Source organism: Kitasatospora sp. NBC_01539, from assembly GCF_045040525.1.
Taxonomy (GTDB): Bacteria; Actinomycetota; Actinomycetes; order Streptomycetales; family Streptomycetaceae; genus Kitasatospora.
On record NZ_CP109390.1, the window covers coordinates 6,810,001 to 6,824,278 of the forward strand.

Annotated in this window: 11 protein-coding genes and 2 rRNA genes (1 of these 13 cut by a window edge); 11 read left to right on the forward strand and 2 right to left on the reverse strand. The window is 72.1% G+C overall.

The genetic code is table 11. The annotated features are described in order from the left end of the window. The 4 genes from OG335_RS29515 to OG335_RS29530 all read left to right on the forward strand — a co-directional run. Positions 1-2,171, forward strand: a 23S ribosomal RNA gene (locus tag OG335_RS29515); it begins 938 nt to the left of the window's first position. A gap of 97 nt (positions 2,172-2,268) precedes the next feature. Continuing rightward, positions 2,269-2,385 (forward strand): 5S ribosomal RNA (gene rrf / locus OG335_RS29520). 70 nt (positions 2,386-2,455) lie between these two features. After that, positions 2,456-2,860: a DUF2809 domain-containing protein gene (locus tag OG335_RS29525; RefSeq protein WP_405014171.1), complete on the forward strand. Its 405-nt coding sequence runs from the start codon at positions 2,456-2,458 to the stop codon at positions 2,858-2,860. Positions 2,861-2,925: 65 nt separating this feature from the next. Beyond that, positions 2,926-3,711: an ATP-grasp domain-containing protein gene (locus OG335_RS29530; protein ID WP_405014172.1), complete on the forward strand. Its 786-nt coding sequence runs from the start codon at positions 2,926-2,928 to the stop codon at positions 3,709-3,711. A gap of 135 nt (positions 3,712-3,846) precedes the next feature. On the opposite strand, the gene OG335_RS29535 is transcribed toward OG335_RS29530, so the two are convergent. Next, on the reverse strand, positions 3,847-4,614 hold the full coding sequence (locus tag OG335_RS29535) for a lysophospholipid acyltransferase family protein (RefSeq protein ID WP_405014173.1): 768 nt from the start codon (positions 4,612-4,614) through the stop codon (positions 3,847-3,849). A 329-nt stretch (positions 4,615-4,943) separates the two neighbouring features. After that, positions 4,944-5,387, reverse strand: a complete 444-nt coding sequence (locus tag OG335_RS29540; protein ID WP_405014174.1) for a DUF4395 domain-containing protein — start codon at positions 5,385-5,387, stop codon at positions 4,944-4,946. A 218-nt stretch (positions 5,388-5,605) separates the two neighbouring features. Here OG335_RS29540 and OG335_RS29545 point away from each other — a divergent pair, with 218 nt between their 5' ends. From OG335_RS29545 to OG335_RS29575, 7 genes are all read left to right on the forward strand, one after another. Next, positions 5,606-6,019, forward strand: coding sequence for a thioredoxin family protein (locus OG335_RS29545; protein ID WP_405014175.1), 414 nt, complete (start codon positions 5,606-5,608; stop codon positions 6,017-6,019). A 371-nt stretch (positions 6,020-6,390) separates the two neighbouring features. Continuing rightward, complete coding sequence (locus tag OG335_RS29550; protein WP_405014176.1) at positions 6,391-7,176, forward strand: electron transfer flavoprotein subunit beta/FixA family protein; 786 nt, start codon at positions 6,391-6,393, stop codon at positions 7,174-7,176. 42 nt (positions 7,177-7,218) lie between these two features. Next, entirely contained in the window at positions 7,219-8,181 is a 963-nt protein-coding gene (locus OG335_RS29555; protein ID WP_405014177.1) for an electron transfer flavoprotein subunit alpha/FixB family protein, read from the forward strand. A gap of 196 nt (positions 8,182-8,377) precedes the next feature. Then, entirely contained in the window at positions 8,378-9,826 is a 1,449-nt protein-coding gene (locus tag OG335_RS29560) for an acyl-CoA synthetase (protein ID WP_405014178.1), read from the forward strand. A 225-nt stretch (positions 9,827-10,051) separates the two neighbouring features. Then, positions 10,052-11,110: an NUDIX domain-containing protein gene (locus OG335_RS29565; RefSeq protein ID WP_405014179.1), complete on the forward strand. Its 1,059-nt coding sequence runs from the start codon at positions 10,052-10,054 to the stop codon at positions 11,108-11,110. Between the two features lie 140 nt (positions 11,111-11,250). Beyond that, positions 11,251-12,948 carry a DUF4184 family protein gene (locus tag OG335_RS29570; protein WP_405014180.1) on the forward strand — a complete coding sequence of 566 codons (1,698 nt, stop codon included), beginning with the start codon at positions 11,251-11,253 and terminating at the stop codon, positions 12,946-12,948. 86 nt (positions 12,949-13,034) lie between these two features. Beyond that, positions 13,035-14,258, forward strand: a complete 1,224-nt coding sequence (locus OG335_RS29575) for a geranylgeranyl reductase family protein (protein ID WP_405015573.1) — start codon at positions 13,035-13,037, stop codon at positions 14,256-14,258. The last annotated feature ends 20 nt before the right edge of the window (positions 14,259-14,278 follow it).

Consider the following 14,278-nt stretch of genomic DNA (forward strand, 5'->3'; position numbering starts at 1 on the left):
TTTCTTGCCGGAGGTAGAGCACTGGATAGGCGATGGGCCTCAACGGGTTACTGACCTTAGCCAAACTCCGAATGCCGGTAAGTGAGAGCGCGGCAGTGAGACTGTGGGGGATAAGCTCCATGGTCGAGAGGGAAACAGCCCAGAACACCGACTAAGGTCCCTAAGCGTGTGCTAAGTGGGAAAGGATGTGGAGTCGCAGAGACAACCAGGAGGTTGGCTTAGAAGCAGCCACCCTTGAAAGAGTGCGTAATAGCTCACTGGTCAAGTGATTCCGCGCCGACAATGTAGCGGGGCTCAAGCACACCACCGAAGTCGTGTCATTCACAGAATACGCCCAACGGCGCTGTGGATGGGTAGGGGAGCGTCGTGTGCCGGGTGAAGCAGCGGAGGAATCCAGTTGTGGACGGTTCACGAGTGAGAATGCAGGCATGAGTAGCGATACAAGAGTGGGAAACTCTTGCGCCGATTGACCAAGGGTTCCTGGGTCAAGCTGATCTGCCCAGGGTAAGTCGGGACCTAAGGCGAGGCCGACAGGCGTAGTCGATGGACAACGGGTTGATATTCCCGTACCCGCTTTGAAGCGCCAACGTCGAACCTCTTGATGCTAAGCCCGCGAAGCCGGCCCGGAGTCTTCGGACAATGGGACGTGGTGGAGCCGGTGACCCAACGGGGTAGTAGGTGAGCGATGGGGTGACGCAGGAAGGTAGTCCAGCCCGGGCGGTGGTAGTCCCGGGGTAAGGGTGTAGGCCGAACGGTAGGCAAATCCGCCGTTCATTGAGGCTGAGACCTGATGCCGAGCCGATTGTGGTGAAGTGGATGATCCTATGCTGTCGAGAAAAGCCTCTAGCGAGTTTCATGGCGGCCCGTACCCCAAACCGACTCAGGTGGTCAGGTAGAGAATACCGAGGCGTTCGGGTGAACTGTGGTTAAGGAACTCGGCAAAATGCCCCCGTAACTTCGGGAGAAGGGGGCCATTCCTGGTGATGAGTCTTGCACTCTGAGCTGGGGGTGGCCGCAGAGACCAGCGAGAAGCGACTGTTTACTAAAAACACAGGTCCGTGCGAAGCCGTAAGGCGATGTATACGGACTGACGCCTGCCCGGTGCTGGAACGTTAAGGGGACCGGTTAGTCCGATTTCGGTCGGGCGAAGCTGAGAACTTAAGCGCCAGTAAACGGCGGTGGTAACTATAACCATCCTAAGGTAGCGAAATTCCTTGTCGGGTAAGTTCCGACCTGCACGAATGGCGTAACGACTTCTCGACTGTCTCAACCACAGGCCCGGTGAAATTGCATTACGAGTAAAGATGCTCGTTTCGCGCAGCAGGACGGAAAGACCCCGGGACCTTTACTATAGCTTGATATTGGTGTTCGGTTCGGCTTGTGTAGGATAGGTGGGAGACTTTGAAGCCGTGACGCCAGTCATGGTGGAGTCGACGTTGAAATACCACTCTGGTCGTGCTGGATGTCTAACCTGGGTCCGTGATCCGGATCAGGGACAGTGTCTGGTGGGTAGTTTAACTGGGGCGGTTGCCTCCTAAAGAGTAACGGAGGCGCCCAAAGGTTCCCTCAGCCTGGTTGGCAATCAGGTGTTGAGTGTAAGTGCACAAGGGAGCTTGACTGTGAGACTGACGGGTCGAGCAGGTACGAAAGTAGGGACTAGTGATCCGGCGGTGGCTTGTGGAAGCGCCGTCGCTCAACGGATAAAAGGTACCCCGGGGATAACAGGCTGATCTTCCCCAAGAGTCCATATCGACGGGATGGTTTGGCACCTCGATGTCGGCTCGTCGCATCCTGGGGCTGGAGTAGGTCCCAAGGGTTGGGCTGTTCGCCCATTAAAGCGGTACGCGAGCTGGGTTTAGAACGTCGTGAGACAGTTCGGTCCCTATCCGCTGTGCGCGTAGGAGTGTTGAGAAGGGCTGTCCCTAGTACGAGAGGACCGGGACGGACGAACCTCTGGTGTGCCAGTTGTCCTGCCAAGGGCATGGCTGGTTGGCTACGTTCGGGAGGGATAACCGCTGAAAGCATCTAAGCGGGAAGCCTGCTTCGAGATGAGCACTCCCACCTCCTTGAGAGGGTAAGGCTCCCAGTAGACGACTGGGTTGATAGGCCGGATATGGAAGCCCTGTAAGGGGTGGAGTTGACCGGTACTAATAGGCCGAGGGCTTGTCCTCAGTTGCTCGCGTCCACTGTGTTGTTCTGAAACAACGACCCCCATCGCACCAGGCTGTGTCCTGAGTTCGCGGGTGGGTGGTGACAGTTTCATAGTGTTTCGGTGGTCATAGCGTGAGGGAAACGCCCGGTTACATTCCGAACCCGGAAGCTAAGCCTCGTAGCGCCGATGGTACTGCAGGGGGGACCCTGTGGGAGAGTAGGACGCCGCCGAACAATCATTCCAGTCAAGCCCCCTCCCGTCCGGGAGGGGGCTTCACTGCGTTTACGGGACCGAGGGGGAGAAATGGTCGCAGGGCGGCTGCGGATGGTGGCGATCCTGGCAGTTCCGGTGGTCGTGGCCGCCGGTCTGGGAAGCCGGGCGGTCTTCACCGGTGACGTCGCGAAGTACCTGGGCGACGCGCTGTACACCGTCCTCGTGTACACCGTGTGCGTCGCGGTGATCCCGCGGATACGGCCCCGGACGGCAGCGGGCGTCGCCGTGGGATTCAGCTGGGCGGTGGAGTTCTTCCAGCTCACCGGGCTGTCGGCGGAGTGGTCGATGCGGAGCGGGCTTGCGCGGCTGGTGCTGGGTTCGACCTTCAACGCGCCCGATCTGCTCTGCTACGTGGTCGGGGCCGGTGCCGCTTGGGCCGTACACGGTTGGGCCGGGCGCGGGCCCGCGTCCGCTGACGCGGGCCGGCGCCCCTGACGGTTCCTGCGGGCACACCGCGGAATGCGGTGGACACCCCGGCCGCCGGTGGGCAGGCTCTGCGGGTGCAGAACAGCGACTTCCTGGCGGTGTCACCGCGGACCACCTCGACCTCGGTCCTCCTGGCGGAGGCCGCGCAGCGGCGCGGTATGCGGGTCGAGGTGCTGCCGACCGCCCGTCGGGGGAACGCGCACTACTACGGTGGTCCGCTGTACGCCGCGGACATGGTGGACGAGCTGGGGCTGGCGCTGCTGGAGCCCACCGACGCATGGCTGACCTTGCTGCCGGAGGCGTACACCGGGCGCGGGATCAGGGCCGCGACGCTGGCCGAGGCGCGGCGGCTGGTGCGGCCGGCCTTCGTGAAGCCGCCGACCGACAAGGGTTTCCCCGCGGCCGTGTACGCGGACGGCAGCCGTCTCCCTGCACTGCCGGGCCTGCCCGCGGGTACGCCGGTGCAGATCGCCGAGGTGGTGTCCTGGGTGTCGGAGTTCCGGCTCTTCGTCCTGGACTGTGCCGTGGTGACCGGGAGCCGCTACGCGCGCCACGGCCGACTCGACGTGGCACCGCTCGGGGACTGCCCGGACGGCGCCGGTGCCGTGGCGTTCGCGGCGGAGCTGCTGGCGGCGCACCGGGACGGGCTGCCGAGCGCCGTCGTACTGGACGTCGGCCTGCTGACCCGGGCGGACGATCCCACCGGCGCGGAGCGCTGGGCGGTCGTCGAGGCGAACATGCCCTGGTTCAGCCACTCCTACGCGAGCACGCCGGACCGGGTGCTGGACGTGGTGCTCAGGTCGGCCGGGCCCCGGGACCGTCTGGCCGAGCGCGACCGCGCGTTCTGCCGCCACCTGTGAGCGCGCGGGAGCTGAACGACCGGAGCTGAACGGTCCGGGGTCGAACGGTCCGGGGTCGCATGATCAGTCCGGCAGTCCGGCAGTCCGGCAGCCCGGTCGGAAGCGGGATTCCGGCGGGCAGCCGGTGCGCGCCGCTCAGCGTGCGGCGCGGCGCTCCGCCTTCTCGTTGGCCTCGGCCTCGTCGGCGGCCTCGGCCTCCTCCAGGGTGGGGGCGGTCCCGCCGAGGTGCGTGGGGAGCCACCAGGAGTCCTCGGGGCCGGCCGGGGCGCCCGGGTAGTCGCGCTGGGCGCGGTCGAGCATCTCCGTCATGGCTGCGCGCAGGCGGCGGGTGACCATGACGGGCTTGTCCTGCGGGGTGAGCTCGATGGGCTCGCCGATCACGATGGTGACCGGCACATGGCGCTTGGTGAGGGTCTTCGGGCGGCCCTTGGTCCAGAGCTGCTGGGTGCCCCAGAGGATCACGGGCAGCAGCGGGGTGCCGGACTCGGCGGCCATGCGGGCGGCGCCGGTCTTGAACTTCTTCAGCGTGAAGGAGCGGCTGATGGTGGCCTCGGGGAAGACGCCGACGATCTCGCCGTCGCGCAGGGCCCCGACAGCGGCCTCGTAGGCGGGCTGGCCGTCGGCGCGGTCGACCGGGATGTGCTTCATGCCGCGCATCAGGGGGCCGGAGACGCGGTGCTTGAAGACGTCGTCCTTGGCCATGAACCGGGTGAGGCGGCGGCCGCCGCGCCACGGGCCGAGGCCGGCGAAGATGAAGTCGAGGTAGCTGATGTGGTTGCTGACCAGTACGGCGCCGCCGGTGGCGGGCACGTTCTCCGCGCCGATGATCGAGATCCGCACGTCCAGGGCCTTGAACGCGGTCAATGCGGTGCGGATCACCGGCGGGTACACGAACTCAGCCACGGTCAGCCCTACTTGTCGTCGGGCCTGGTGCCCGGTCCGGCGGAACCCGGACTCGCGGGACCGGCCGGGATGGGCGCGGCACGCCGCGACGGCCACGGGTGTTTCAGCCCGATGATCCCCCGAAGATGTGCCCGCTGTCACGCCGCGGGTCGGGCGGGGTCCGATTCGGTGGCGAGTTCTACGTCACGTGAGACCTGCATCTCACCGGCAGGACGGCCGCCCGTCGCGGGGTGTCCGTGGGCGACCACGCCCCGTCGCGGCCCGGGGGCGGAGGCGCCGGACGCGGAGGGCCGCCCGGCGGGCCGTCCGCCGTCCGCCCGGAGGGGGCGTCAGGCTCCCGCGCCGAGCCGGGCGCCGCCGCGGCGCAGGAGCAGGTAGGCCTCGCAGCCGAGGCAGTAGCCGAACGCGGCGTTGAGGAAGGCCGCGGCGAGCGCCAGCGCGGTGGCGGTCAGGCCGAGCCAGTCCGCTCCGGCGAGGTAGCCGACGGTGCCGGTGAGGGCGAAGGCGAGGCCGACGCCCTGGGCGAAGCGGGGCGGCCGTTCGTCCTCGAGTTCGCGGGGCGGGGCGAGCCGCGGCCGGACGAGCGTGCGGTAGATCAGGCCGTACGGGGAGTACTGCAGGCCGGCGAGGGCGCCGACGGCGAAGACGGCGGCCTGGAGGGCGAGCAGCACGCCGCTGCCGGTGAGGAGGACGGCGGCCAGGACGACGGAGGTGAGGGCTGCGGCGAAGCGGGGGCCGCGCGGGTCGACGAGGGCGGCGTTGGCGGGTGGCACGGGGACTCCTGGGCGCTCGGTGGCTGGGCCGGCGTCGGCCGGCGGGTCGCTGGGTGCGGGGCGTGTCAGCGACAGCGCGAGGCGGTGGCCCGGCACAGGTCGACGACGCGGCGGCTGGTGAGCCGGGGCGGTCGGGGGTGCGCGGAGTCCATGCGGCGATGGTAGGCGCCGCGGAGGCTGCCGGTCGAGCCCGGGGGGAGGTGCAGCACACTGGGGGGATGACCGGGTTGGTGGTGTGTGTCGCGGTGCTGGTGCTGGCGAGTGCCTTCGGGCTGCTGCGGGCGCGCCGGGACGGGAGGCTGCGGGTGCGGACGAAGGACGAGGCGGTGCGGCTGTCGGCGGCGGAGCTGGGCGGCGTGCTGGGGGAGCGGGCGACGCTCGTGCAGTTCTCCACGGCGTTCTGCCAGCCGTGCCGGGCGACGCGGCGGGTGCTGGCCGAGGTGTCGGGAATGGTGGACGGCGTGGCGCACGTGGAGCTCGACGCGGAGGCGGAGCTGGAGCTGGTCCGGCGCCTGGACATCCTGCGCACGCCGACCGTGCTGGTGCTGGATTCCGCCGGCCGGGTGATCCGCCGGGCGTCCGGTCAGCCGCGCCGCGCGGACGTCATCGCGGCGCTGGGAGAGGCGGTCTGAGGACTGCTCCGCGGGGTGGCACGGGTTCGTCCGTCACCGTGGGTGTTGTCAAGACCTTCAATCTCACAGCAGATCTGCCGCCAGGTCAGGTGGTAGGGACCGCCGCCTGGGGCAGGATGGGCGCAGACGGTAGTGCAGCCGTCCCGGACGGTCCGCTCCCCCAGGAGGTGCGGCCGGAGCCGGGGCGCTCGGCCGGAGCTCCGCAGCGCTAAGCTACCGGCCAGTAGTGACGGCTAAGCTACTGGCGAGTATGCTGCCAGGAAGTTCCGGACGGGCGCAGGAAAGACGCGGCCCGCGTGGGCTCCGGAGCACATGTTCCGCCCATCTGCACAGCCGCAGCCGCCGGACAGGACCAGTACAGGAGACAGGCCGTGAGCTTGAGGATCGTTGTCTGTGTGAAGTACGTGCCCGACGCGACCGGTGACCGTCGCTTCGCGGACGACACCACCACCGACCGGGAGGGCGTGGACGGCCTTCTCTCGGAGCTGGACGAGTACGGCGTGGAGCAGGCGCTCCGCATCGCCGAGGCCTCCGGCGACGCCGAGGTCACCGTGCTGACCGTCGGCCCGGACGACGCCAAGGACGCGCTGCGCAAGGCCCTGTCCATGGGTGCCGACAAGGCCGTCCACGTGAACGACGACGACATTCACGGCACCGACGTGATCGGCACCTCCGCGATCGTCGCCAAGGCCCTCGAGAAGACCGGGTTCGACCTGGTCGTCTGCGGCATGGCCTCCACCGACGGCACCATGGGCGTGCTGCCGGCCCTGCTGGCCGAGCGCCTGGGCCTGCCGCAGCTCACCCTGCTGTCCGAGGTGTCGGTCGAGGGCGGTGTGGTCAAGGGCCGCCGCGACGGCGACGCCGCGACCGAGCAGGTCGAGGCCGCGCTGCCCGCCGTCGTGTCGGTCACCGACCAGTCCGGCGAGGCCCGCTACCCGTCCTTCAAGGGCATCATGGCCGCGAAGAAGAAGCCGGTCACCGCGCTCGACCTGGACGACCTGGGCATCGACGCGGACGAGGTCGGCCTCGGCGGTTCCTGGACCAAGGTCGAGGACGTCACGGCCCGCCCGGCCCGCACCGCCGGCACCATCGTCAAGGACGAGGGCGAGGGCGGCAAGCAGCTCGCCGCGTACCTCGCCGACCAGAAGTTCATCTGACCCGCCGTTCGCGCATCTCACGATCGATCAGGAGCAAGAATCATGGCTGAGATCCTGGTTCTCGTGGACCACGCCGACGGTGTGGTCCGCAAGCCGGCCCTCGAACTGCTGACCCTGGCCCGCCGCATCGGCGAGCCCTCGGCGGTCGTCCTGGGCGCCGGTTCCGCCGCGGCCGACATCGCCGCCAAGGTCGGCGAGTACGGCGCGGCCAAGGTGTACGTCGCCGACGGCGCCGAGTTCGCCGACCAGCTCGTCGTGCCCAAGGTCGACGCGCTCGCGCAGATCGCCAAGGCCAACGACGCCGCCGCGGTGCTCGTCACCTCCTCCGGCGAGGGCAAGGAGGTCGCCGCCCGCGTGGCGCTGCGCCTCGGCTCCGGCATCATCACCGACGCCGTCGACCTGGAGGCCGGTGCCTCCGGTCCGGTCGCCACCCAGTCGGTGTTCGCCGCCTCGTTCCAGGTGAAGTCGACCGTCACCACCGGCGCCCCGGTCATCACCGTGAAGCCGAACTCCACCAGCCCCGAGGCCGCCCCGGCCGCCAGCGCGGTGGAGAACGTCACGGTGGAGTTCACCGGCAACGCCGCCAAGGTCACCGCCCGCACCCCGCGCGTCTCCTCCGGCCGCCCCGAGCTGACCGAGGCCGCCATCGTGGTCTCCGGCGGCCGCGGCGTCGGTGCCGCAGACGGCTTCGGTGTCGTCGAGGAGCTCGCGGACGCGCTCGGCGCGGCCGTCGGTGCCTCGCGTGCCGCCGTCGACGCCGGCTGGTACCCGCACACCAACCAGGTCGGCCAGACCGGCAAGCAGGTCTCCCCGCAGCTGTACGTCGCCGCGGGCATCTCCGGCGCCATCCAGCACCGGGCCGGCATGCAGACCTCGAAGACCATCGTGGCCGTCAACAAGGACGCCGAGGCCCCGATCTTCGAGCTCGTCGACTACGGCGTCGTCGGCGACCTGTTCGCCGTGCTGCCGCAGCTCACGGCCGAGGTCAAGACCCGCAAGGGCTGATCCCCGCTCCGCTCGGAAGGGCGCGGCTCCCGGACCACCGGGGCCGCGCCCTTCGGCGTTCCCGTCCGGCAGGCTGTCTGCTTGCCCGACCGCCCGGCCGCTTGCCTGCCTGCCCGACCGCCTGGTCCGCCACCGGCCGGTCCGCCGCCTGGCCGGTCCGCCGACCGCCGCCCGGTGACGCGTAGAGTCCCCGGACATGGGACTGCTGACGGCACTTGAGGGCGGGTACGGCGACCGCGGCGACGCGGTGGTGGTCGACGGACGGGCGATGTCACGGGAGGCGCTGCTCGGCGCGGCGGGTGCCGTCGCCGAACGGGTGGCGGGCGCCGGCACGCTCGCCGTGCTGGCGAAGCCCGTCGCGGAGACCGTCGTGGCCGTCGTGGGCGGACTGCTGGCCGGCGTGCCCGTGGTGCCGCTGCCGCCCGACTCCGGACCCAAGGAACGCGCGCACATCCTCCGCGACTCCGGAGCCCGGCTCCTGGCCGTGCCCGCCGGTGACCCGGCGGGCGATCCGGCCGACCGGGCGGACGGGCTTCCGGACGGCGTCGAACTCCTGCCCGTCGACGCGGACGCCCGGAGCGGCGCGGCCTTCACCGGGCCGGAACCTGAGCCGGGGCGGACCGCCTTCGTGCTCTACACCTCCGGCACCACCGGCGCGCCGAAGGGGGCGGTGATCCCCCGGGCCGCCGTCGCCGCCGGACTCGACGCGCTCGCCACGGCCTGGCAGTGGGACGCCGAGGACACCCTCGTGCACGGCCTGCCGCTCTTCCACGTGCACGGGCTCGTGCTCGGCGTGCTCGGCGCGCTGCGCACCGGCAGCCGCCTGGTGCACACCGGGCGGCCCACGCCCGGCGCGTACGCCGGCGCGCGGGGCAGCCTGTACTTCGGCGTGCCGACGGTCTGGGGCCGGGTCGCGGGCGACCCGACGGCGGCGCGGGCACTCGCCGGGGCCCGGCTGCTGGTCTCCGGCAGCGCACCCCTGCCGGTGCCGGTCTTCGGACGGCTCACGGAACTCACCGGACACGCCCCGATCGAGCGGTACGGCATGACCGAGTCACTGATCACCCTCTCCACCCGGGCCGACGGCGAACGGCGGCCCGGCAGCGTCGGACTGCCGCTCGACGGCGTACGCACCCGGCTCGCGGCGGAGGACGGCAGCCCCGTGCCCCGGGACGGCGAGAGCGTCGGCGAACTGCAGGTCGCCGGTCCGACGCTGTTCGCCGGCTACCTCAACCGTCCTGACGCCTCCGCCGAGGCGTGGACGGCCGACGGCTGGTTCCGGACCGGCGACGTCGCCGTGATCGGAGCGGACGGCTTCCACCGCATCGTCGGCCGCGCCTCCGTCGACCTCATCAAGAGCGGGGGCTACAAGATCGGCGCGGGCGAGGTCGAGGCCGCGCTGCGCGACCACCCCGCGGTCGCCGACGCCGCCGTGGTCGGTGCCCCGGACGAGGACCTCGGCCAGACCGTGGTGGCGTACGTCGTCGCCGACGGCCCGGTGACGGGCGAGCAGCTGACCGCGTTCGTGGCCGAGCGGCTCTCCGTGCACAAGCGGCCCCGACGGGTCGTCCTGGTCGACGACCTGCCCCGCAACGCGATGGGCAAGGTGCTGAAGAAGCAGCTGCCGGGGCTCGGCGGGGCCTGACCGGCGCCCCGGACCGGCAGGTCCGGGCCGCGGCCGGGCACGGCCGGGTGCGGCGGGCGACTGCGCCCGGCATGTGCCGGGTGGCCGGTCGGCGACGGTCGCGCGCCGTCCGAGGTATGGGAACGGCGTCCGTGCGGGTACCACCGGGATGGCGTGGGGCCGCTGGTCGGTTCCCGCCGCCCGGTGCGTCGGGCACCGGGGTGGTCCGAGGGCAGGGGATGCTCTGTGATCGTCTGGGTCAATGGCACGTTCGGCGCGGGGAAGACGAGCGCGTGCCGGGAACTGGTGGAGCTCCTCCCCGGAAGCCTGCTCTTCGACCCCGAACTCGTCGGCGAGGGACTCTGCCGGATGCTGCCCGCGGACCGGCTCACGCCCGTCACCGACTTCCAGGACCTGCCGTCCTGGCGGCGGCTGGTTCCCGAGGTCGCGGCCGCCCTGCTGGCGGAGGTGCCGGGGCCGCTGGTGGTGCCGATGACGCTGCTGCGCGAGGACTACCGGGACGAGATCTTCGGGGGCCTGGCCTCCCGCGGCCTGGCCGTGCACCACTTCGTCCTGGATCCGGAAGAAACGATTCTGCTTGAACGGATAGCGACCCGCGAGGAGTACCCCGGCGACGACGCCCACAACGACCGCGTCCGCCGCTGGTGCCTCGACCACCTCCCCGCCTACCGCACCGCCCGGCGATGGCTGCGCCGCGACGCCCAACTCGTCGACACCACCGCCCTCGACCCCCGGCAGACCGCCCGGCACCTCGCCCGCCTCGTCGACGAGGGCACCGGCCGCTGCCCCATCGTGCAGAGCCCCGACACCACCGGCGACACCGTCGCCGCCGCCGTCCTCCTCTTCGACGAACACGACCGCGTCCTCCTCGTCGACCCCGTCTACAAGCCCGCCTGGGAGTTCCCCGGCGGCGTCGTCGAACGCGGCGAGGCACCCACCGACGCGGCGCTCCGCGAGACCGCCGAGGAACTCGGCCTGCACCTGGAGGCCCCCGCGCTGCGCCTGCTCGCCGTCGACTGGGAGCCCCGCACCGGCCCCCGCCGCGGCGGCCTGCGGCTCGTCTACGACGGTGGCCGCCTCGACCCCCGCGACCAGCAGCAACTGCGCCTGCAGGCGGACGAACTGCGCAGCTGGCGCTTCGTCACCCTCGACGAGGCCGCCGACCTGCTCCCCGCCGCCCGGCTGCGCCGCCTCGCCGCAGCGCTTGACGCTCGCGAACGCGGCGAGCTCCGCTACCTGGAGGCCGGCCTGCCCGCCGCCCTCGGGGCGGCGAAGGCGGGCTGACGGCAGGCCACCGGGACCTACGCCCCCAGGAGCCGGGTTGGAGCGGAGCCGGATGCGTTCGCCGGACACACCGCCGACCGGGCGGCGGCAGGGCGGCGGCAGCAGGGCGGTGACTGGGCGGCGGCAGGGGGAGGTCCAGGGTGGGGCAGCCGGAGGACGGACACGTCACGACGGACGAGGCGTCGCCGGTGCGCGCCCGTCCCCGGGCGGCCGGGGACGGCCCCGCGGCGGCGGCCCGTGCACCGGGCCCGGCCGGGCGGCCTGCGCGGCCCGCCCCGGCCGACGCGACGGTGCGGGCCACGCCGCTGCCCGCCGGCTCGGCGCCGGTCGTGGACCTGGCCGGGATCGCCGGGCCCGGCACCTGCCGGCTGCTGCTCACCGAGGACGGGCGGCTCACCCGCTGGGAGAGCGACACCGGCACGCGCCGGGTGCTCGCCACGACATCCGTCACCGTGCCCGCCGACGCCGCGCCGTGGGACGGGCACCTGCCCCGGCTGCACCTGCACGCCTCCGCCGACGGACGGTTCGCCGCGGTGGTGGTCGATCACGGCTCCGCCGGCTCCGCCGGAGAGGTCTTCGACCTCACGACCGGGACTCGCACGATGGTGCTGGACGGAGGCGCGTACCTTCCGGCGACGGTGCCGTTCGCGCTGGCGTTCGCCGAGCACGAGGGACGGACGGTGCTCGTCCACCGGGCCGCCTGGAACCGCCTCGACGCCGCAGACCCCGCCACCGGCCGGTCGCTGACCGCGCGGACGATCGACCCGGACGCCGAGGGACTGCCCGCAGCGCACGACCTCGACTACTTCCACGGCGCCCTGCACGTCAGCCCGGGCCGCCGGACGGGGCGTAGCGGGGGCGTGGCGGCCACCGGGCGTGCGAGGCCTTGGCAGGGGCAGGATGGGCGCATGCCGTTCACGTTGAGCCACGCCGCCGCCGTCCTCCCGGCGCTCGGCCGGCCGTGGTGCCGGCCGTGGACGGCCGTCGGGCTGGTGGCCGGCAGCATGGCGCCGGACGTGCCGTTCTTCGCCGCCTCCCTGCTGCCCGGGGTCTACCGGCACGGCGCGGTCACGCATCGCTGGTGGGCCGTGCCCACCGTCGACGTCGTGATCGCGGCCGGCATGGCCGCCGTCTGGCAGGGGCTGCTGCGCGCGCCGCTGACCGGTCTGCTGCCGGCGCGCCTCGCGGCTGCGGCTGCGTCGACGGCAGGGGCCGGGCCCGTTGCGGCGTCCGGCGGGTCGGTCGCCGGCCTCGCCGCCGGTGCGGCGGTCGGCGCCGCCACCCACGTCGTGTGGGACTCCTTCACCCACCCCGGGCGGGCCGGGGTGCGGGCCGTGCCGGTGCTGTCCCGGCCGTGGGTGGCCGGGGTGCCGGGCTGCACGGTGCTGCAGTACGGCACGTCGCTGGTCGGTCTGGCCGTCCTCGCGGGGGCGGCCGGACGGACGGCGGGGACGGCGCGGACCGGCGACGGTGCCCTGCCGGCGGTGCGGCCCGGACCCGCCGCCCGGCGGGCGGCGACGGCAGGGCTGGCGCTGTGCACGGCGGTGGGAGCCGTCCACCGGCTGCGCCGCCGCGAGCGCGGGGTCGTCGCCGAGCTCTGCTTCGGCGCCGGGGCGGGACTGGCCGTGGGGTCGGTGGGCTACGCCCTCGCCGCGAGGGCGGTGGCCGGTGGTCCGGCGGGGCAGGGCGCGGTACCGCGGACACGCCACGCGAGGGGAGTGACGGCGTACGGCTGCCGGGCCGTCAGGGGCCCGTGGTCCAGGGTGCGGGGCCGATTTGCCGGTCGGCACGACGCGGAGGGTGTCGTCCCTGGTCGCGGTGGTCGGCGGCGGGTCTAGGATGAACGATCGTGACTGACTCCGGTAGCTCTCTCGACCAGAACTCCGACGAGCACGCGGCCACCGAGCACGCTGCCACCGGCCCCGTGGCCGCCGACCAGGAGGCCGCCGACCGCGAGGCAGCCGGGCCCGACCCGCTCGCCGGCGTCTGGGACGTGGTCGTGGTCGGCGCCGGCCCGGCCGGCTCGTCCGCCGCGTACGCCGCCGCGACGCAGGGGCGCCGGGTGCTGCTGCTCGACAAGGCCGAGCACCCCCGCTACAAGACCTGCGGCGGCGGCATCATCGGTCCCTCCCGGGACACCCTGCCCGCCGACTTCAAACTGCCGCTCCAGGACCGCATCCACGCGGTGACGTTCGCCCTCGGCGGGCGGTTCACCCGCACCCGCCGCTCGAAGCGGATGCTGTTCGGCCTCGTCAACCGCGACGAGTTCGACCTGCGCCTGGTGCAGTCCGCCGAGCAGGCGGGCGCCGTGCTGGTCACCGGCGTGACCGCGACCGGCGTCGAGCAGGAGGACGGCGACAGCCGTACGGCGTTCGTCACCACCGCGGACGGGCGGCGGATCGAGGCCCGCGCCGTGGTCGGCGCGGACGGCTCCGCCAGCCGGATCGGCCGGCACGTCGGTGTCACCTTCGACCAGATCGACCTCGGCCTGGAGGCGGAGATCCCGGTGCCGGAGGAGGTCTCGCGCGCCTGGGCGGGCCGGATCCACCTCGACTGGGGCCCGCTGCCCGGCTCGTACGGCTGGGTGTTCCCGAAGACCGATTCGGGCACGCTGACGGTCGGCGTGATCTCGGCCCGCGGCGACGGCGAGCGCACCAAGCAGTACCTCGCCGACTACATCCGGCAGCTGGGGCTCTCGGGCTTCGAACCGTCCATCGAGTCGGGACACCTGACGCGCTGCCGCGCCGAGGACTCGCCGCTCTCCCGTGGCCGGGTGCTGGTCGCCGGTGACGCCGCCGGACTCCTGGAGCCGTGGACGCGCGAGGGTATCTCGTACGCGCTGCGCTCGGGTCGGCTGGCCGGCGAGTGGGCGGCGAAGGTCGCCGAGGCGGGTGGTGCGGCGGACGTGCGGCGGCAGGCGCTGAACTACGCGTTCGCGGTCAAGGCCGGACTGGGGGTGGAGATGCGGGCCGGCAAGGTGATGCTGAACGCCTTCGAGCGGCGGCCGCACCTCTTCCACGCGGCCGTGTGCCTGGTCAATCCGGCATGGCGGGCGTTCGCCCGGACCACACAGGGCCACACCACCTTCGCCCAGGTGATGCGGGAGCACCGGGCGGCGCGCAGGCTGGCCGCGATCGCCGCACGCTGAGGCGCCGGACGCACACGGGC

Excerpts from the sequence above, each read along its gene's own strand:
- OG335_RS29545 (WP_405014175.1), top strand. The coding sequence starts at position 5,606 with ATGACCGGGTTGGTGGTGTGTGTCGCGGTGCTGGTGCTGGCGAGTGCC.
- OG335_RS29525 (WP_405014171.1), top strand. The coding sequence starts at position 2,456 with ATGGTCGCAGGGCGGCTGCGGATGGTGGCGATCCTGGCAGTTCCGGTG.
- OG335_RS29555 (WP_405014177.1), top strand. The coding sequence starts at position 7,219 with ATGGCTGAGATCCTGGTTCTCGTGGACCACGCCGACGGTGTGGTCCGC.
- OG335_RS29560 (WP_405014178.1), top strand. The coding sequence starts at position 8,378 with ATGGGACTGCTGACGGCACTTGAGGGCGGGTACGGCGACCGCGGCGAC.